This window comes from Methylobacterium nodulans ORS 2060 (assembly GCF_000022085.1).
In the GTDB taxonomy this organism is placed as follows: Bacteria; Pseudomonadota; Alphaproteobacteria; order Rhizobiales; family Beijerinckiaceae; genus Methylobacterium; species Methylobacterium nodulans.
Genome location: NC_011894.1, coordinates 4,496,614 through 4,513,908 on the forward strand (window position 1 = coordinate 4,496,614; position 17,295 = coordinate 4,513,908).

The window sequence follows — 17,295 nt, forward strand, 5'->3', positions numbered from 1 at the left end:
CCGCGGCCGGCAAGGCGGGGAGGGCAAAGCGTGGGCATTGGCGACGTAACCGCGGATCTGTGGGTGTTCGGGTACGGGTCGCTGATGTGGAACCCGGGCTTCCCGGCGGTCGAGCGGCGCAAGGCGCAGCTGCGCGGCTACCATCGGGCGCTCTGCGTGCTCTCGCATGTCCATCGCGGCACGCCGGAGCGGCCGGGCCTCGTGCTCGGCCTCGACCGCGGCGGCAGCTGCCGAGGCGTCGCCTTCCGGATCGCGGAGACGGAATCCGCCGCGACGCTCGCCTATCTGCGCGCCCGCGAGCAGGTCACGGCGGTCTATGTCGAGCGCCGGCTCGGGGTGACCCTCGAGGACGGGCGCCGCGTCACCGCCGTGACCTACCTCGTCGACCGCACCCACCCGCAATATGCCGGCCGTCTGCCGGAGGCGGAGCTGCTGCGCCTCGTGCGCCAGGGGCTCGGCCGCTCCGGCGCCAATCCCGATTACGTCCGCAACACCCACCAGCACCTGCTGGCGATGGGGGTCGCCGACCCGCTGCTGGCCCGGATCGCCGCGGCCTGCGCGGTGCCGAGCCCGTGAGCGGCAAAGATTGGATCGACCTTTTTCCGCCCGTCATGCGTTGCTCAGGTCCGCGCCGGCTTCGGGCGCACGAGGATCATGCGTCGATGCAGGCCACCTCCCATCTCGCGCTCATCAACGTCTTCGTCGGCGACATCCAGGGAGGGCTCGGCCCTTTTCTCGGCACATGGCTGGCGCAGGCCGCGCAGTGGAGCCCGAGCCGGATCGGCCTCGTCACCACCATCGTGGGCTTCTCGACCCTGGTTCTCAGCGGCCCGCTCGGGGCGCTGGTCGACCGGGTCGGGCGCCCGCGCCTGCTGATCGCGCTGGCCTGCGCGGCGATCCTGGGCGGGACCGTGATGCTGATGCCCGCCCGCTCCTTCCCGACGGTGCTGGCGGCGCAGTTCGTGGCCGCTCTTGGCGGAACGCTCGTCGTGCCGGCGGTCGCCGCGCTCACCCTCGGCATGGTCGGCAAGCAGGCTTTCCCGAAGCAGCAGGGACGCAATCAGGCCTACAACCACGTCGGCATCCTCGGGGCCGCCCTGGCGATCAGCTTCGGCACGCCGGTCTTCGGCCCGAGCATCGCCTTCTGGGTCCTCGGCCTCCTCGCCGTGGGGGCCATCGTCGCGACGGTCACGACGCCCGGCAGGGCCTGGAATGCCCGCCGGGCGGTCGGCTGGAAGGAGGACGACCCGGACGACAAGCCCGAGCGATCCGCCATCCTGAAGGTGCTGGGCGACCGGCGGCTCCTGCTGCTCTCGGCGTCCCTGGCCCTGTTCAACCTCGCCAACGGCTCGATGCTGAGCCTGCTCGGCCAGAAGCTCGTCGCGGCCGGACAGGACGGCACCGGCTGGACCGCGCGCTACGTCATGGTGGCCCAGCTCGTGATGATTCCCGTGGCGCTGCTGGCCGGCTCCCTGGCGGACCGGCGGGGGCGGCGCCAGCTCCTGATCGCGGCCTGCGCGGTGCTTCCCGTGCGCGCGCTCCTGTCCGCGCTCCTCGACGACCCGGCCTGGCTGATCCTGGCGGAAGTGCTCGACGGTGTCGCCTCCGGCGTGATCGGCGTCGCGGTGCCCGTGGTCGTGGCCGACCTCACCTGGGGCTCGGGGCGGACCCAGACCGCCCTCGGCACGGTCGCGGCCGTCCAGGGTGTCGGCGGCGCGCTCTCGGGCTGGATCGGCGGCCTGCTGGCGATCCACTTCGGCTGGACCTGGACCTTCCTGGCCCTCGGCCTGCCGGCCCTCTTGAGCCTCGGCCTCGCCCTCTGGCTGGAGGAGACCTGCGCGCCCAGTGGCCAGGATGCGGCGGGCGCGCCCTGCGGGACCATCGGGGCGGCGAGCCGGCTCCCGCCGGAGGGCCCGCGGCTGGCCTTCGAGGAGCAGGGGCGGGCCTGATGCCGACGGGCCTTGTCAATGACCCTTGGTTCCATTTTCAAATTGTCGTCAGGCCCAAGGCTTGGCATCGACCATTCGAAATGGGTCAACGGCCCGATGCGTGAGCAAGCGCATCAGCATCTCGGGTCGTTGACATGAGGCCGGCGACTGGTCGGAATCCGCCTTGAATCCGGTCGATCGCCCGGCCTGCCGGCGCGATGGCCGGATAGACCCGCCCGTTCCGGCCTTATTCGAACGGATGAGCCGCATTGTCGACCGCTGAGCGGCGGAGCGGTTGACTCACTCCCGGCGCCATGCTGTGAGGCATACCAATGTCGCATAAGCGCGATCGAGGAAACGCAGGGGTGACGCTAAGCGATGGCTGAAACCACCACCCATGCCGCGGCCGCGCCGCCGGACATCGTGCTGGCCACGGAAGGCCTGACGATGGAATTCAAGGGCTTCCGCGCCGTGAACGGCGTGGCGCTTCGGGTCGAGCGCGGCACGATCCACGCGCTGATCGGCCCGAACGGGGCCGGCAAGACCACCTGCTTCAACCTGCTCACCAAATTCCTCACCCCCACCGCCGGCGCGATCCGCTACAACGGCCGCGACATCACCCGGATGAAGCCCGCCGACGTGGCCCGGCTCGGCTTGGTGCGCTCCTTCCAGATCTCGGCGGTCTTCCCGCACCTGACCGTCAAGGAGAACGTCCGCATCGCCCTGCAGCGGCGCCAGCGCGGCGATTCCTTCGACTTCTGGCGCTCCGAGCGCGTGCTGCGCGCCCTCAACGACGAGGCGCTCAGCCTGATCGAGGCGGTGGGCCTGGCCGACTTCGCCGAGGTGCCGGCGGTCGAGCTGTCCTATGGCCGCAAGCGGGCCCTGGAGATCGCCACCACGCTCGCCCTCGATCCCGCCATGCTGCTGCTCGACGAGCCGATGGCCGGCATGGGGCACGAGGACGTCGACCGCACCGCCGCCCTGATCCGGCGGGTCTCGGCCAACCGCACCATCCTGATGGTCGAGCACAACCTCTCGGTGGTGGCCTCGCTGTCCGACCGCATCACCGTGCTGGCCCGCGGCCAGGTGCTGGCGGAGGGCGACTATGCCACCGTCTCGAAGGATCCCCGCGTGGTCGAGGCCTATATCGGAGCCGGACATGGCTGAGGCGGCGCTGACGACATCCGCGGCCGCGGCGCCGCTGCTCGCGGTCCAGGGGCTGGAGGGCTGGTACGGCGAGAGCCATGTGCTGCACGGCGTCAGCTTCGACGTGCGGCCGGGCGAGGTGGTGACGCTGCTCGGCCGCAACGGCGCGGGCAAAACCACGACGCTGCGGGCGATCATCGGGATCCTCGGCAAGCGCAAGGGCTCGATCCGCTACGCCGGCACCGAGACGATCGGGATGGCCTCGCGCAGCATCGCCAAGCTGGGTCTCGGTTACGTGCCGGAGGAGCGGGGCATCTTCTCGAGCCTGTCGGTCTACGAGAACCTGATGCTGCCGCCGCGGGTGAAGCCCGGCGGCATGAGCGTGGAGCAGATCTACACGCTGTTTCCGAACCTGCAGGAGCGCGCGGGCAGCCAGGGCACCAAGCTGTCGGGGGGCGAGCAGCAGATGCTGGCGATCGGCCGCATCCTGCGCACGGGGGCCAAGCTGATCCTGCTCGACGAGCCGACCGAGGGGCTTGCGCCGGTGATCGTGCAGCAGATCGGCCGCACGCTGGCCCGGCTGAAGAGCGAGGGCTACACGATCGTGCTGGTGGAGCAGAACTTCCGCTTCGCCCAGACGGTGGCGGACCGGCATTTCGTGGTCGAGCAGGGGCGGGTGATCGACATGATCCCCAATGCCGAGCTCGACGCCAACATCGACAAGCTCCACACCTACCTCGGGGTGTGATGAGCATCCGGGCCCTCCTTGCCGCGATCGTCGCCGTCCTCGCGGCGGGGGCGGTCCGGGCGCAGACACCGGTCAGGATCGGCGTGCTCAACGACCGCTCGGGCGTCTACGCCGACATCTCGGGCGAGGGCTCGGTGGTGGCCGCCCGCATGGCGGTCGAGGATTTCAAGGCCGCCGAGAAGGGGCTCAAGGTCGAGATCGTCTCGGCCGACCACCAGAACAAGCCCGATGTGGGCGCCTCGCTCGCCCGCCGCTGGTTCGACCGGGATGGGGTCGACGCGATCTTCGACGTCCCGACCTCCTCGGTTGCGCTCGCGGTCAACGAGGTTGCCCGTGAGCGCAACAAGGTCCTGGTGGACTCAAGCGCCGGCATCGCGGACCTGACCGGCACCCGATGTTCGCCCAACACCGTGCACTGGACCTTCGACACCGTGGCGCTCGCCAACGGCACCGCGGGCGCGATGGTCAAGCGCGGCGGCGATACCTGGTTCTTCCTCACCGCCGACTACGCCTTCGGCGAAGCGGTGCAGCGGGATGCCGCCGCCCTCATCGCCCGCCGGGGCGGGCGGGTGCTCGGCGCGGTCCGGGCGCCGTTCCCGGCCTCGGATGTCACGCCGCTCCTGCGCCTCGCGCAGGGCTCCGGCGCCAAGGTGATCGGGCTCGCCAATGCGGGCGGCGACACCATCGCGGCCATCCGGCAGGCCGCCAAGCTCGACCTCGCGCGGAGCGGCCAAGCGCTTGCGGGCCTGCTGATCTTCTCGTCGGACATCCACGCGCTGACGACGAGGGTCGCGCAGGGCCTGGTGCTCACCGAGCCGTTCTACTGGGACCTCAACGACGCCACCCGCGCCTTCTCGGACCGCTTCGCGGAAAGGTTCGGCGGGCGGATGCCGACCTCGGCCCAGGCGGGCGTCTATGCGGGCGTGATCCACTACCTCAAGGCGGTCGAGGCGCTGAAATCGGCGGGTGACGGGGCGCAGGTGGTGGCCAAGATGAAGGAACTGCCCACCGACGACCCGCTGTTCGGCAAGGGCACGATCCGGCCGGACGGGCGCAAGATCCACGACATGTATCTGTTCGAGGTGAAGAAGCCGGGCGAGTCGAAGGGGGAATGGGACCTCTACAAGACGCTGGCGACGATCCCCGGTGCCGAGGCCTTCCGGCCCATGAGCGAGGGCGGCTGCCCCCTCGTCGGCGCGGAAGCCTTGGGCCGGGGCGACGTGGTCCGGCTCGATCGGGCTACGCCGTGACGGGCGAAGCCTGATTCGAACCGCAGGCCCGCGGCACGTAAGGTGGCGCGGGGGACGATCAACGACAATCGGCGCCCCTGTGCGGAGGGCGCTCACCGGAGGAGAGACGGATGCTGAAACGACTCTTGACCGCGACGGCTCTCGCGGCGCTCACCGCCGGGGCGGCCCTGGCCCAGACGCCCGTGAAGATCGGCGTGCTCAATGACCGTTCGGGCGTCTACGCCGACCTTTCGGGCGAGGGCTCGGTGGTGGCCGCCCGCATGGCGGTCGAGGATTTCAAGGCCGCCGACAAGGGCCTCAAGGTCGAGATCGTCTCGGCGGACCACCAGAACAAGCCCGATGTGGGCGCGGCCCTCGCCCGCCAATGGTACGACCGGGATGGCGTTGACGCGATCTTCGATGTCCCGACCTCCTCGGTTGCCCTGGCCATCAGTCAGGTGACCCGCGAGAAGAACAAGGCCTTCGTGAATTCGGGTGCCGGCACCGCCGATCTCACGGGCGCGCAATGCTCGCCCAACACCGTGCACTGGACCTACGACACGGTGGCGCTCGCCAACGGCACCGGCGGCGCGATGGTCAAGCGCGGCGGCGACACCTGGTTCTTCCTCACCGCCGACTACGCCTTCGGGCAGGCGCTGCAGCGCGACACCACCGCAGTCGTGGTCAAGAACGGGGGCAAGGTCGTCGGCTCGGTCAAGACGCCGTTCCCGACCTCCGACTTCTCATCCTTCCTGCTGCAGGCTCAAGGGTCGGGCGCCAAGGTGATCGGGCTCGCCAATGCGGGCGGCGACACCATCAACGCCATCAAGCAGGCGGCGGAGTTCGGCATCACCGAGGGCGGACAGTCGATCGCCGGCCTGCTGATCTTCGTGTCGGACGTGCATTCGCTGACGACGAAGACCGCACAGGGCCTGGTGCTCACCGAACCGTTCTACTGGGACCTCAACGACGCCACCCGCGCCTTCTCGGACCGCTTCGCCAAGTCCTCCGGCGGCAAGAAGCCGACGGCGGTGCAGGCGGGCGTCTATGCGGGCGTGATCCACTACCTCAAGGCGGTCGAGGCGCTGAAATCGGCGGGTGACGGGGCGCAGGTGGTGGCCAAGATGAAGGAACTGCCCACCGACGACCCGCTGTTCGGCAAGGGCACGATCCGGCCGGACGGGCGCAAGATCCACGACATGTATCTGTTCGAGGTGAAGAAGCCGGGCGAGTCGAAGGGGGAATGGGACCTCTACAAGACGCTGGCGACGATCCCCGGTGCCGAGGCCTTCCGGCCCATGAGCGAGGGCGGCTGCCCCCTCGTCGGCAAGAGCTGATCCGGCCGACCTGATCCTGCGGGGCGGGGCCGTCGGCCCCGCCCGACCGGCTCTTTCGCAACCCACGAGTCGCTGATCCCCATGACCACGATCTTCGGCGTACCCCTGCAGGCGCTGTTCGGGCAGCTGCTGCTCGGCCTCATCAACGGCTCGTTCTACGCGATCCTGTCGCTCGGCCTCGCGATCATCTTCGGGCTCCTCAACATCATCAACTTCACCCACGGCGCCCAGTACATGATGGGCGCCTTCGTGGCCTGGATGCTCTTGAACTACGCCGGCATCGGCTACTGGTGGGCGCTGCTGCTGGCCCCGCTCGCGGTCGGCCTGTTCGGGGTGATCCTGGAGCGGCTCCTGATCGCGCGGCTGTACAAGCTCGACCACCTCTACGGCCTGCTGCTCACCTTCGGGCTCGCCCTCATCATCCAGGGCCTGTTCCGCAACCAGTACGGCGTCTCGGGCCTGCCCTACGCCATCCCCGCCGAACTGTCGGGCGGCCAGCGCCTGCCCTTCATGTTCCTGCCCAACTACCGCGGCTGGGTGGTGGTCGCCTCGCTCGTGGTCTGCCTCGCCACCTGGCTGGTGATCGAGAAGACCAAGCTCGGCGCCTACCTGCGCGCCGCCACCGAGAACCCGACCCTGGTCCAGGCCTTCGGCGTCAACGTGCCGCTGCTGCTCACCCTCACCTACGGCTTCGGCGTCGCGCTCGCCGCCTTCGCGGGCGTGCTCGCCGCCCCGGTCTATTCGGTCAACCCCAACATGGGCGCCGACATCATCATCGTGGTCTTCGCCGTGGTGGTGATCGGCGGCATGGGCTCGATCCTCGGCTCGATCGTCACCGGCTTCACGCTCGGCCTGGTCGAGGGCCTCACCAAGGTGTTCTACCCCGAAGCCTCCTCGACCGTGATCTTCGTCATCATGGTGCTGGTGCTGCTGGTCAAGCCCGCCGGCCTGTTCGGACGCACCGCCTGATGTTGCATCCTCCGCTTCCCGCTCCCGCAAGGACCGCCTGAGATGGCCCACTCCGCCGCCACGGCGCCCGACGACGCCACCCCCATCGCCAGCGCCCTGCCGGAGGGCCGCGACACCAAGGCGCTCCACCGCCTGGTGTTCATCGGCATCGCGGTCGCGCTCGCGGTGCTGCCGCTGATCCTCTACCCGGTCTTCCTGATGAAGGTGCTGTGCTTCGCGCTGTTCGCGCTGGCCTTCAACCTTCTGCTCGGCTACGGCGGGCTGCTCAGCTTCGGCCATGCCGCCTATTTCGGCATGGCGAGCTACATCGCGGCCTATGGCGCCAAGGTCTGGGGCCTGAGCCCGGAACTGGCGATCCTGGCCGGCACGCTCACCGCGGCGCTGCTCGGCCTGGTGTTCGGGGCGCTGGCGATCCGGCGCCAGGGCATCTACTTCTCGATGATCACCCTGGCGCTGGCCCAGATGGTGTTCTTCTTCTCGCTGCAGGCGGCGTTCACCGGCGGCGAGGACGGCATCCAGGCGGTGCCGCGCGGCCAGCTGTTCGGGGTGATCAGCCTGGCGGACGACCGGGTGCTGTATGCGCTGGTGGCGCTGATCTTCTTCCTGGGGCTGCTGCTGATCTACCGCATCATCCACTCGCCGTTCGGCCAGGTGCTGAAGGCGATCCGGGACAACGAGCCGCGGGCGGTGTCGCTGGGCTACCGGGCGAGCCAGTACAAGCTGGCGGTGTTCGTGCTCTCGACCACGCTGGCGGGGCTGGCCGGGGCGACCAAGGCGATCGTGTTCCAGCTCGCCTCGCTCACCGACGTGCACTGGTCGATGTCGGGCGAGGTGGTGCTGATGACGCTGGTGGGCGGCATGGGCACGGTGTTCGGGCCGATCATCGGCGCCTTCGTGATCGTGGCGATGGAGAACTACCTCGCGCAGTTCGGCGCCTGGGTGACGATCATCCAGGGCGTGGTGTTCGTGATCTGCGTGATCTTGTTCCGCGAGGGCATCGTCGGCCTCTGCGCGCGGATGCTCAAGAAGCCGCTCTGAGGGGCGGCTCGGCCGGAGCGGCGTCACCGGACGCCGCTGCGAAAATATCTCGCGATGATGTCGGATCGCACCCGCCCCGATCGTCCTTGGGGCGGGCCCGACAAGAGGCCGCCTTCGAGAGGACCGACACCGATGAGCACCGAGACGAAGCCTTCCCCGGCCGTGAAGGGCGGGGTCGTCGCCTACCTGACGGTCGACGGCGCGATGGACGCCGCCGCCTTCTACACGCGAGCCTTCGGCGCCGAGATCGCCGCCGCGCACCCGGCCGACGAGAAGGGCCGCACCATGCATGTGCACCTTTACGTCAATGGCAGCTCGCTGATGCTGAGCGACGCCTATCCGGAGCACGGGCATCCGTGGCGGGCGCCGCAGGGCTTCTCCCTCCTGCTCCCCGTCGACGATATCGCGGCGTGGTGGGACCGGGCGGTGGCGGCCGGAGCCGAGGTGGTGATGCCGGTGGCGGAGATGTTCTGGGGCGACCTCTACGGCCAGCTGCGCGACCCGTTCGGAATCATCTGGGCGATGAACCAGCCGAAGCGCTGAGCGGGAGGGGCCCATGACGACCGACGACCGCGACCTCGTGCTCACCCGCCTGATCCCGGCGCCCCGCTCCGCCCCCTACCGCGCCTGAACCGAGCCCGACCTCCTCCACTGGAGCCACGCCGACCGCGAAGCGCACGAGGCCATGGGCTTCCACACGGGCTGGGGGCGCTGCGCCGATCAGCTCGCCGCCCTGGCCGCTTCGCTATAGGCGAGCCGCTCTCACCGCAGGCTCTCGGCGAGGCTGGTCCCGCGCCCGATCCCCCGATCGACCGGGACCGTTCCGCCGAGCAGCAGCCCGACCTCGATGCAGAGCATCAGGAGGATGCCCGTGAGGAGCGCGATGATCGCGGTCTGGCCGCGCGGGCTAAAGGCGACGACGAGGTGCGTCGGCATGGCGGGCTCCGCAGCGGCCGGGGCCACAACGGGCTCCGCAGCGGGGGAGGGCGGTTCGACCATCTCGAAATGCGGTCGATAGGTGCCGACCGGGATGCGGATCCGGACGCCGAATCCCGGGCCGGCCAGCGCGTGAGCCTCGTCGAGGGTGCGGCGCAACCGCCCGGCCTCGACGCGCACGCTCGGATCGAGGCTCGGATCGAAATCACCTCCGCGGCCGAGCGCGCGGGTCGCGATCGTATAGGCTTTGAGCGCCGCGCCGCGTCCGGCGAGTTCCTCCTCGACCACGAAACGCAGGAAGCTCGCGAGCTTGGGTGAACGGGTGAAGCAGGGCGTGCGAAGCACGGCGTCGAGCGTCTTCCGGATCTGTTCCTCGGCGATCCGCTCCCCAGACTCCCCCATCGCCACCTTTCCCGACAGACGCGACCGACCCCGATCTGATAACTCCCCCACAGTATAACGCAATGGCGCACGGTCCAGTCGCGTCGCGCAGGGAGGATCGGTTCCGCACAGTCTGGTTCGGGGTGCTTGGAGTGCTCCCCGCCGACATGGACACCGGTTCGGCGCAAGGGAGCGCGTCACATCAAGAGCTGAGAGCCGCAGACCTGATGCAATCAGGTCGGGAACGGCTCTAGTCGAGCCGGGGCGGGAACGGCACGCTGAACAACAGGCTGCGGGCCTCGTCGCGGACTTCGACGCGCCATAGACGCCAATCGAGAGCGAGCGTCTCCGGTCCGGTCATGGCGTCGGCGATGAGGGCGCAGGCTCGCAGATGTGCCTCGCCGAGGTCCCGGCATTCGAGGCCGGCCTCATCGGGGACGCTGCGCGTCGAATCCATCACGTCGAAGAAGTAGCGAGGCACGGCATCCCGGCGCGAACACTCATCCGAGACCCGTCGGCCCCGAGTTGCCGCCCGAAGTCGTCACGACAGGCCGGGCGGCAAGTCCTCGCAGCCGTCAGGTTGCCCTGTACCCTGGCATATGAAATGCAGTTCGCCAAGCTGCTCGACCAATAGGCGAGTCGGCCCGGTCTGCGATCCCGATTTCTATCCGGGGACATGATCGGGCCAGAAGATATCCAGGAACATCTGGCAGGAACTGATATATCAGTACTCCCGGGATGGGGGAGGCGGAGCCGCCTCCCGGTCGGTTTCCACCGCGGCGGGAGCGCCCGGGCTTGCACGCAGCTGGGCCGCGATCGCGCGGCTCGCGGCGGCCTCTCCCTCGCGGATCATGCGCTCGCGCAGGCCGGGCGGCAGGGCGTCGAGGGTGGCCGGCACCGCCGCGGCAGCCTGCTCGGCGAGGCCCGGCCCGGGCCTGCCCGCGGTCACGGTGGTCGCGGGCGCCGACGCATAGGCGAGAAGGCCGATCACCAGGCCGGCGCGCAGGAGGAAACCCATTCCCGTCTCCCGAACTCCATCGCCGGCACTCTCGCGAGGAGTCGTGAACCGCGCCTCTCCACCGGTTGCGAATCGTACGGAATGATTAACGTCGCGCCCTTTTGCGTCGCAGGGACGCCCCTGCTACCGTCGCGGCTACGCAATCGGCGAGGAGAGGGCGGATGGCGGTGAACGCGGCGGGCTTGAGGGCGGCCAACGATGCTTTGGCGCCGAACGATCTCGATGCGTGGTGGCTGCCTTTCACGGCGAATCGCGCCTTCAAGAGCAAGCCCCGCATGATCGCCCGCGCCAAGGACATGCACTACTACACGCCGGACGGGCGGGCCGTGCTCGACGGTTCGGCGGGCCTGTGGTGCTGCAATGCCGGCCACAACCGAGACCCGATCGTCTCGGCAATCCAGGCCCAGGCGGCCGAGCTCGACTTCTCGCCGGCCTTCCAGTTCGGCCATGCGGGCGGCTTCGCGCTGGCCTCCCGCCTCGCCGCCCTGGCGCCGGGGGACCTCGATCACGTCTTCTTCTGCAATTCCGGATCTGAAGCCGTCGACACGGCGCTCAAGATCGCGCTCGCCTACTGGAACGTGCGCGGGCAGGGCAGCCGCACCCGGCTGATCGGCCGCGAGCGCGGCTATCACGGCGTCGGCTTCGGCGGCATCTCGGTCGGGGGCATCGTCAGCAACCGCAAGTTCTTCGGCACGCTGCTCGCCGGCGTCGATCACCTGCCCCACACCTATTCGCGCGAGCACCAGGCCTTCTCGCGGGGCGAGCCGGAATGGGGAGCGCATCTCGCCGACGATCTGGAGCGCATCGTGACGCTCCACGACGCCTCGACCATCGCGGCGGTGATCGTCGAGCCGATGGCAGGCTCCACCGGCGTGCTGCCGCCACCCAAGGGCTACCTGCAGCGCCTGCGCCAGATCTGCGACCGGCACGGCATCCTCCTGATCTTCGACGAGGTCATCTCCGGCTTCGGCCGCCTCGGCCATGCCTTTGCGGCCGAGCGCTACGGCGTCGTGCCCGACATGATCACCTTCGCCAAGGCGGTGAATTCCGGCACCGTGCCGATGGGCGGCGTGCTCGTGCGCAAGGGGATCTACGACGCCTTCATGCAGGGGCCCGAGCGCACGATCGAGCTCTTCCACGGCTACACCTACTCGGCGCATCCGCTCGCCTGCGCGGCGGCGCTCGCCACCCTCGATCTCTATCGCGAGGAGGAGCTGTTCGCCCGCGCCAAGCGCCTGGAACCGGTGCTCGGCGAGGCCCTGATGTCCCTGCGGGGCCTGCCGAACGTGCTCGATATCCGCACGCTCGGCCTCGTCGGCGCCATCGACCTCGCCTCGCGGCCGGATGCGGCCGGCGCCCGGGCCTTCGAGGCCATGGACCGCGCCTTCCAGGAATTCGGCCTGATGATCCGCATCACCGGCGAGACCATCGCGGTGACGCCGCCCCTCATCATCAGTGAGGACCAGATCGGCGAGCTCGTCGACAAACTCGGCCGAGTCATTCGCGCGGTCGCCTAGAGCGGCATCCGTTCACGGTGGACCGGATGCCACTCTAGGCCTTTGAATTTGCCACATTTTCTACGACGAACCGGTATCCGCTTCGTCGGAAAAAGCTCTAGACTAAAGTACAGTCTTGGCTCGCGTGCGTTAGAATTTTCTGAGCCGAATGATCAACCGATTTAGTCTGGCCTGAATCCAGCCGCGCGGCTTAAGGTGACCTGAGACGGACGCCACGTCACGCTCCCCAGAACAACAGCCATCGGGTTCCATGCCGACCGACATCGAGATCGCCCGCGCGGCGACCCTTCAGCCGATCAGCGCCATCGCCGAGAAGATCGGCATCCCGGACGCGGCCCTGCACCCGCACGGGCGGCACATCGCCAAGATCGACCATGCCCACATCGCCTCCCTGGAGGCGAAGCCCGAGGGCAAGCTGATTCTGGTGACGGCGATCAGCCCGACGCCCGCCGGCGAGGGCAAGACCACCACGACGGTGGGCCTCGGCGACGCCCTCAATCGCATCGGCAAGAAGGCGGTGATCTGCCTGCGCGAGCCGTCGCTCGGCCCGTGCTTCGGCATGAAGGGCGGCGCGGCCGGCGGCGGCAAGTCCCAGGTCGTCCCGATGGAGGCGATCAACCTCCACTTCACGGGCGATTTCCACGCCATCACCTCGGCCCACAGCCTCGCGGCGGCGCTGATCGACAATCACGTCTACTGGGGCAACGAGCTCAACATCGACGTGCGCCGCATCGCCTGGCGCCGCGTGGTCGACATGAACGACCGCGCCCTGCGCTCCATCACGCAGTCGCTCGGCGGCGTCGCCAACGGCTACCCGCGCGAGGACGGGTTCGACATCACGGTGGCCTCCGAGGTGATGGCGGTGTTCTGCCTCGCCCGCGACCTCGCCGACCTCGAGGCGCGCCTCGGCCGCATCGTGGTGGCCGAGACCCGTGACCGCAAGGCGGTGACGCTCGCCGACCTCAAGGCGACCGGCGCCATGGCGGTGCTGCTCAAGGACGCCCTGCAGCCGAACCTCGTCCAGACCCTGGAGGGCAGCCCGGCCCTGATCCATGGCGGCCCCTTCGCCAACATCGCGCATGGCTGCAACTCGGTAATCGCCACCCGCACGGGCCTGCGCCTCGGCGAATACGCGGTGACGGAGGCGGGCTTCGGCGCGGATCTCGGCGCGGAAAAATTCATCGACATCAAGTGCCGCCAGACCGGTCTGTCGCCGAGCGCTGTCGTCATCGTGGCGACCCTGCGCGCGCTCAAGATGCATGGCGGCGTCGAGAAGAAGGCGCTCGGCACGGAGAACATCGCGGCACTCGAGAAGGGCTTTGTCAACCTCGCCCGCCACGTGGAGAACGTGCGCCGCTTCGGCCTGCCGGTGGTGGTGGCGGTCAACCACTTCCATACTGATACCGAGGCCGAGCTCGCCACCCTGAAGGCGCTCTGCCGCGACAAGCTCGACGTCGAGGCGATCACCTGCCGCCATTGGGCGGAGGGCGGGGCGGGGGCCGAGGAACTCGCCCGCGCGGTGGTGGCCCTCGCCGAGGGCGGGGCGCCGAAGACCCCGAACTTCGTCTATCCCGAGGACGCCAAGCTCACCGACAAGATCCGCACCATCGCCCAGACCCTCTACGGGGCTGCGGACATCCAGGTCGAATCGAAGGCCGCCACCAAGCTCGCCCAGTTCGAGAAGGACGGCTACGGCAAGCTGCCGGTCTGCATGGCCAAGACGCAGTACTCGTTCTCGACCGATCCGAATCTGATGGGTGCTCCGAGCGGCCACGTGGTGGCGGTGCGCGACGTGCGCCTGTCCGCCGGGGCCGGCTTCGTGGTGGTGATCTGCGGGGAGATCATGACCATGCCGGGCCTGCCCAAGGTCCCGGCCGCCGAGGGGATCCACCTCGACGCGAATGGCCAGATCGAGGGGTTGTTCTGAGGCGCCGAGGCTCCTCGCCCGCTCAAGCGGGCGAGGCCAACGGCTTGTCCTTCTCGACGATGTAGGTGCTGGTGAAGCGCAAGGTCCGGTCGCCGTTCCGGGCTCCCGCATGCGGCGTGTTCGGCGGCACCTGGAACGCCTCCCCGGCCTTGTAGGTTCTGGTCGCCTGGCCCTCGATGGGGATCTCGATCGCGCCGTCGAGGATGTAGCCGGATTCGACCCCCGGATGGGTGTGTCGTGCGACCAGCACGCCCGGGTCGACCTCCGCCTCGACGATGATCGTGACGTAGCCCGGCGTCGGTCCTTCGACCTGCGACAGGACCTTGCGCCGCACGCCCGATGTCGGGCTGGGCGGCGACTGCGCCGAGGCGTCCGTCGCCAGGAACCCCGCCGTCGCGCAGAGCGCGCAGGACGCGATACGGCCGAAGCCGCGCCGTGTGAGCATCCCCGATCCTCCCGACCGGCCGGTCTCGCCTGCCGGCCGCATGCGGCAACGCTCCGACGCCCTGGCCCGATCGTCAAGGGCGCGGACTCGGCGATATGACGGTTAAAGGTCTGTCCTCCTCGTTTCGACTTCACCCTGCCGGCCCGGCCCTCACCGCTCAATCCGGGCGCGCAGGTGCAAGTGAAGCGTCCCCCGTTCGGCGCGGGATCAGATGCACATGGGCATGAAAGATCTTCTGCCCGGCCGCTTCACCGATATTCGAGCCGAAGTTGAACCCGCCGACGCTCTCGTCCTCATTGCGAATCTGCTCGCAGCACAGTGCCGCAAGTTCATGGATGGCCTCGCGCTCCGCGGCGTTGGTGTGAAAGATGTCGGCAACATGACGCTTTGGGATGATCAGTGTATGAAGCGGGCGTGCAGGGAACTTATCCCTGATGGCAAAAGCCAGAGTGTTCTCAGTGATGATGTCAAGGCTGAAGCGGCGACAGAATACGCAAGCGTTTCGTGTTACTTAATTGTGCCCTCATTGCGCGGATGCGCAGCTTTTCGAACTCTGCGGGAGGAGGTCAGGGGAATTTCAATAGCGGCTCCCACCCGGCCGGACATCGATCCGGTTTCCGGACGACCGGTTCGAAAACCGGACCACACGCCGTGTGCGGCGCTCGAGCGAAGCCGAAAGCCCGATGGTCACGCCATCAGGCGGGATTTCGGATCATAGGCGTTCAGCTCTCGATGGATCCTGCGTCCAGATGAGGAACCGGGGTCCGGCTCGTCCGGCCGGACGAGCCGGCCGGACCTCAGGGCAGTGCGGTGCCTCAGCGCACGGAGCCGCCGGCCCCGCCGGCCCCGCCCACGCCGCCGCCGACCCCGGCTCCCCCGGCGCCGCCCAGGCCGGCACCCGGCCCGGTCCCGGCCCGGCCGCCTCGCCCGCCGATCCCGCCCGCAATGCTCGGCCCATCGGCCGCCCGCCCGCCAAGCCCGGTCGCGTCCCGGCGCGGGGCAGTGCTGTCGAGGCCCGTCACCAAGGCGCTGCAATCCTCCGGCTCCAGGCCATCGGTGTCCATGGTCGCGCCGGGGTGCCTGAGCCAATCGGCGCAGCTGCGGGCGAGGGACCGGTCGGACCGCCCGCTGCCCACCGGCCCCGTCTCGGTCCCGGCGAACAGGCCGGCGCAGTCGGCGGGCCGGAATTCCGTGGATGATGACGCCGACCGGGCATCGGCCGGGTCGAGGAGGTCGACGCAGTAGCGGCGCAGGGCCTCGGGACTGGCCGGGGCCGCGGGCCCGCTCCAGGTGCCGCCGACGCGGCCCGGGGCACCGGCCCGTCCGCCCGGGGCGCCGGGGAGGCCGGCGCCATCACCCGATCCGGTCCGTATGACCAGATCCCGGGTCGGCTCCGGCATTGCCGGCCCGGGTGCCGCCAGGGCGAAGGTGCCGGCGAGCGCTGCGCTGCCGGCGGCCGCCAGAAGGGTGAGGGTCTTCATCGGATCTGCCTCGTGTCGGGAATCCGGCCGCCGGCCTTAAGGCCTGCACGATGTGCCGGGCCGGAGCCCCGCGTCGCCGCAGGTCTCCGGCCCGGATGCGGTCCTCCACGGGCCGGCGACCGTCGCCGTGGAGGGGTTCGCTCAGCCGCCGTTAGTAGACGTTGCCGCCCTGCCCGCCGGCCCCGCCGACGCCGCCATGGCTGCCATTGCCGCCGGCGCCGCCGTTGCCGCCCCTCGAGCCGTACCCGGCCGCCGATCCGCCGCCGCCGCCCGAGCCGCCGATGCCGCCATAGCTGCCCATGCCGCCCTTGCCGCCGTTGCCGCCCCGGCCCCCGAAGGCGCCCGAACCGCCGCCGCCGCCGCCGCCGCCGGCCCCGCCATAGTAGCCGCTGCCGCCGCCGCCGCCATTGCCGCCCCGGCCCCCGTAGGAGCCGCTGCCGCCCCAGCCGCCACCGCCACCGCCGCCGCCATAATAGCCGGAGCCGCCCCTTCCGCCGTTGCCGCCGTAGCCGCCCTTGGTGGCGCCGCCGCCGCCGCCGCCGGTCCCGCCATAGCCGCCGTAATAACCGCCGCCGCCGGCGCCGCCGTTGCCGCCGACACCCCAGGCAAAGGCCTGCGGCGAGGCCGCCATCATGGCGATGACCGACACCACCGCGAACATCGTCTTCTTCATGACAACCTCCTGTACCGGCCACCGTTGGTGCCGAGTTGCTGTGACGGGATGTAAAGGGGCCGCTGAGCGCGCCGGACCCCATGCGCGTTTACGCAGATACGAGCGTATTACTTCGCGACGTCTTCTGGCGCGAGCTTGCCATCCCCTGTTTTGAAGGAATGGCCGATATTTGTTCTGTATTCTCTGTTGTTTCAATTTGCTGGCGTGGCGCTGAATGGAGTATGAATGTTAACCACTCTCGCCATTCAGGTGCTGTGCCGGTCGTGAACTGGGCCGATCATTTGGGGTGTGCGGGTGAGTGCGGGCACCGACCTAGGGTTCGGTCCAATCCGTTCGATGTTTTCGCTGCCGGTTGGTCTGTTCCAGCGACACGAGAACTGTATCGGCCCTTCCGAGGGCCGGAGGTGCTATCGCGCACGCGTGACGGGATGGCGCCGAGGACTGGCCGGAAGACCGTTCGTATCGCGCCGGGCTTGGCGAGCCTCGCACGCATGGAGCCGGCCCGTGCCAGGATCGCCCGGC

General features: G+C 69.4%; 18 protein-coding genes and 1 pseudogene. 12 read left to right on the plus strand and 7 right to left on the minus strand.

What is annotated here, in order from left to right; translation table 11 throughout:
• Positions 1 to 30 precede the first annotated feature (30 nt).
• The 10 genes and pseudogenes from MNOD_RS20935 to MNOD_RS49285 all read left to right on the plus strand — a co-directional run.
• A complete protein-coding gene (locus MNOD_RS20935) occupies positions 31 to 576 on the plus strand; it encodes a gamma-glutamylcyclotransferase (RefSeq protein WP_015930954.1) in 546 nt (181 codons plus the stop codon).
• Positions 577 to 662: 86 nt separating this feature from the next.
• Positions 663 to 1,949, plus strand: coding sequence for an MFS transporter (locus tag MNOD_RS20940; protein WP_015930955.1), 1,287 nt, complete (start codon positions 663 to 665; stop codon positions 1,947 to 1,949).
• 357 nt (positions 1,950 to 2,306) lie between these two features.
• On the plus strand, positions 2,307 to 3,095 hold the full coding sequence (locus MNOD_RS20945) for an ABC transporter ATP-binding protein (protein ID WP_015930956.1): 789 nt from the start codon (positions 2,307 to 2,309) through the stop codon (positions 3,093 to 3,095).
• Positions 3,088 to 3,822: an ABC transporter ATP-binding protein gene (locus MNOD_RS20950; RefSeq protein ID WP_015930957.1), complete on the plus strand. Its 735-nt coding sequence runs from the start codon at positions 3,088 to 3,090 to the stop codon at positions 3,820 to 3,822. The genes MNOD_RS20945 and MNOD_RS20950 overlap by 8 nt, the downstream gene beginning before the upstream one ends.
• Complete coding sequence (locus tag MNOD_RS20955; protein WP_015930958.1) at positions 3,822 to 5,072, plus strand: ABC transporter substrate-binding protein; 1,251 nt, start codon at positions 3,822 to 3,824, stop codon at positions 5,070 to 5,072. The genes MNOD_RS20950 and MNOD_RS20955 overlap by 1 nt, the downstream gene beginning before the upstream one ends.
• 110 nt (positions 5,073 to 5,182) lie before the next feature.
• Positions 5,183 to 6,388 carry an ABC transporter substrate-binding protein gene (locus MNOD_RS20960; protein ID WP_015930959.1) on the plus strand — a complete coding sequence of 402 codons (1,206 nt, stop codon included), beginning with the start codon at positions 5,183 to 5,185 and terminating at the stop codon, positions 6,386 to 6,388.
• Between the two features lie 81 nt (positions 6,389 to 6,469).
• Entirely contained in the window at positions 6,470 to 7,357 is an 888-nt protein-coding gene (locus tag MNOD_RS20965) for a branched-chain amino acid ABC transporter permease (RefSeq protein ID WP_015930960.1), read from the plus strand.
• Between the two features lie 42 nt (positions 7,358 to 7,399).
• Positions 7,400 to 8,395 (plus strand): branched-chain amino acid ABC transporter permease, encoded by a 996-nt coding sequence (locus tag MNOD_RS20970; protein WP_012631247.1) that lies wholly within the window; start codon positions 7,400 to 7,402, stop codon positions 8,393 to 8,395.
• A 132-nt stretch (positions 8,396 to 8,527) separates the two neighbouring features.
• Entirely contained in the window at positions 8,528 to 8,938 is a 411-nt protein-coding gene (locus tag MNOD_RS20975) for a VOC family protein (RefSeq protein WP_015930961.1), read from the plus strand.
• 103 nt (positions 8,939 to 9,041) lie between these two features.
• Positions 9,042 to 9,146: pseudogene (locus MNOD_RS49285) on the plus strand (polyketide cyclase); the annotation flags it as partial.
• 11 nt (positions 9,147 to 9,157) lie between these two features.
• Here the strand turns inward: MNOD_RS49285 and MNOD_RS20980 are convergent.
• The 3 genes from MNOD_RS20980 to MNOD_RS20990 form a co-directional block, all read right to left on the minus strand.
• Positions 9,158 to 9,733, minus strand: coding sequence for a hypothetical protein (locus MNOD_RS20980; protein WP_015930962.1), 576 nt, complete (start codon positions 9,731 to 9,733; stop codon positions 9,158 to 9,160).
• Positions 9,734 to 9,962: 229 nt separating this feature from the next.
• Positions 9,963 to 10,193 carry a DUF6894 family protein gene (locus MNOD_RS20985; RefSeq protein WP_015930963.1) on the minus strand — a complete coding sequence of 77 codons (231 nt, stop codon included), beginning with the start codon at positions 10,191 to 10,193 and terminating at the stop codon, positions 9,963 to 9,965.
• A gap of 243 nt (positions 10,194 to 10,436) precedes the next feature.
• Positions 10,437 to 10,730, minus strand: a complete 294-nt coding sequence (locus MNOD_RS20990; RefSeq protein ID WP_015930964.1) for a hypothetical protein — start codon at positions 10,728 to 10,730, stop codon at positions 10,437 to 10,439.
• Between the two features lie 161 nt (positions 10,731 to 10,891).
• Between MNOD_RS20990 and aptA the strand changes: the two genes are divergently transcribed.
• Both aptA and MNOD_RS21000 read left to right on the plus strand, forming a co-directional pair.
• Positions 10,892 to 12,247, plus strand: a complete 1,356-nt coding sequence (gene aptA, locus MNOD_RS20995; protein WP_015930965.1) for an omega-aminotransferase AptA — start codon at positions 10,892 to 10,894, stop codon at positions 12,245 to 12,247.
• Between the two features lie 250 nt (positions 12,248 to 12,497).
• Positions 12,498 to 14,174 carry a formate--tetrahydrofolate ligase gene (locus MNOD_RS21000; RefSeq protein ID WP_015930966.1) on the plus strand — a complete coding sequence of 559 codons (1,677 nt, stop codon included), beginning with the start codon at positions 12,498 to 12,500 and terminating at the stop codon, positions 14,172 to 14,174.
• Between the two features lie 22 nt (positions 14,175 to 14,196).
• On the opposite strand, the gene MNOD_RS21005 is transcribed toward MNOD_RS21000, so the two are convergent.
• From MNOD_RS21005 to MNOD_RS48190, 4 genes are all read right to left on the minus strand, one after another.
• A complete protein-coding gene (locus MNOD_RS21005; RefSeq protein WP_015930967.1) occupies positions 14,197 to 14,619 on the minus strand; it encodes a cupin domain-containing protein in 423 nt (140 codons plus the stop codon).
• 157 nt (positions 14,620 to 14,776) lie between these two features.
• The gene (locus tag MNOD_RS43790) at positions 14,777 to 15,085 is read right to left on the minus strand and encodes an HIT domain-containing protein (protein ID WP_083786688.1); all 309 of its coding nucleotides are present in this window, start codon (positions 15,083 to 15,085) and stop codon (positions 14,777 to 14,779) included.
• 349 nt (positions 15,086 to 15,434) lie between these two features.
• Entirely contained in the window at positions 15,435 to 16,100 is a 666-nt protein-coding gene (locus MNOD_RS48185) for a hypothetical protein (protein WP_015930968.1), read from the minus strand.
• A gap of 151 nt (positions 16,101 to 16,251) precedes the next feature.
• Positions 16,252 to 16,773: a hypothetical protein gene (locus MNOD_RS48190; protein ID WP_015930969.1), complete on the minus strand. Its 522-nt coding sequence runs from the start codon at positions 16,771 to 16,773 to the stop codon at positions 16,252 to 16,254.
• Positions 16,774 to 17,295: the final 522 nt, after the last annotated feature.

What these genes read in the sequence shown, in the direction of transcription:
- MNOD_RS20940 (WP_015930955.1), top strand. Translation starts at nt 663, where the DNA reads ATGCAGGCCACCTCCCATCTCGCGCTCATCAACGTCTTCGTCGGCGAC.
- MNOD_RS20945 (WP_015930956.1), top strand. Translation starts at nt 2,307, where the DNA reads ATGGCTGAAACCACCACCCATGCCGCGGCCGCGCCGCCGGACATCGTG.
- MNOD_RS20950 (WP_015930957.1), top strand. Translation starts at nt 3,088, where the DNA reads ATGGCTGAGGCGGCGCTGACGACATCCGCGGCCGCGGCGCCGCTGCTC.
- MNOD_RS20955 (WP_015930958.1), top strand. Translation starts at nt 3,822, where the DNA reads ATGAGCATCCGGGCCCTCCTTGCCGCGATCGTCGCCGTCCTCGCGGCG.
- MNOD_RS20960 (WP_015930959.1), top strand. Translation starts at nt 5,183, where the DNA reads ATGCTGAAACGACTCTTGACCGCGACGGCTCTCGCGGCGCTCACCGCC.
- MNOD_RS20965 (WP_015930960.1), top strand. Translation starts at nt 6,470, where the DNA reads ATGACCACGATCTTCGGCGTACCCCTGCAGGCGCTGTTCGGGCAGCTG.
- MNOD_RS20970 (WP_012631247.1), top strand. Translation starts at nt 7,400, where the DNA reads ATGGCCCACTCCGCCGCCACGGCGCCCGACGACGCCACCCCCATCGCC.
- MNOD_RS20975 (WP_015930961.1), top strand. Translation starts at nt 8,528, where the DNA reads ATGAGCACCGAGACGAAGCCTTCCCCGGCCGTGAAGGGCGGGGTCGTC.
- MNOD_RS20980 (WP_015930962.1), bottom strand. Translation starts at nt 9,733, where the DNA reads ATGGGGGAGTCTGGGGAGCGGATCGCCGAGGAACAGATCCGGAAGACG.
- MNOD_RS20990 (WP_015930964.1), bottom strand. Translation starts at nt 10,730, where the DNA reads ATGGGTTTCCTCCTGCGCGCCGGCCTGGTGATCGGCCTTCTCGCCTAT.
- aptA (WP_015930965.1), top strand. Translation starts at nt 10,892, where the DNA reads ATGGCGGTGAACGCGGCGGGCTTGAGGGCGGCCAACGATGCTTTGGCG.
- MNOD_RS21000 (WP_015930966.1), top strand. Translation starts at nt 12,498, where the DNA reads ATGCCGACCGACATCGAGATCGCCCGCGCGGCGACCCTTCAGCCGATC.
- MNOD_RS21005 (WP_015930967.1), bottom strand. Translation starts at nt 14,619, where the DNA reads ATGCTCACACGGCGCGGCTTCGGCCGTATCGCGTCCTGCGCGCTCTGC.
- MNOD_RS48185 (WP_015930968.1), bottom strand. Translation starts at nt 16,100, where the DNA reads ATGAAGACCCTCACCCTTCTGGCGGCCGCCGGCAGCGCAGCGCTCGCC.
- MNOD_RS48190 (WP_015930969.1), bottom strand. Translation starts at nt 16,773, where the DNA reads ATGAAGAAGACGATGTTCGCGGTGGTGTCGGTCATCGCCATGATGGCG.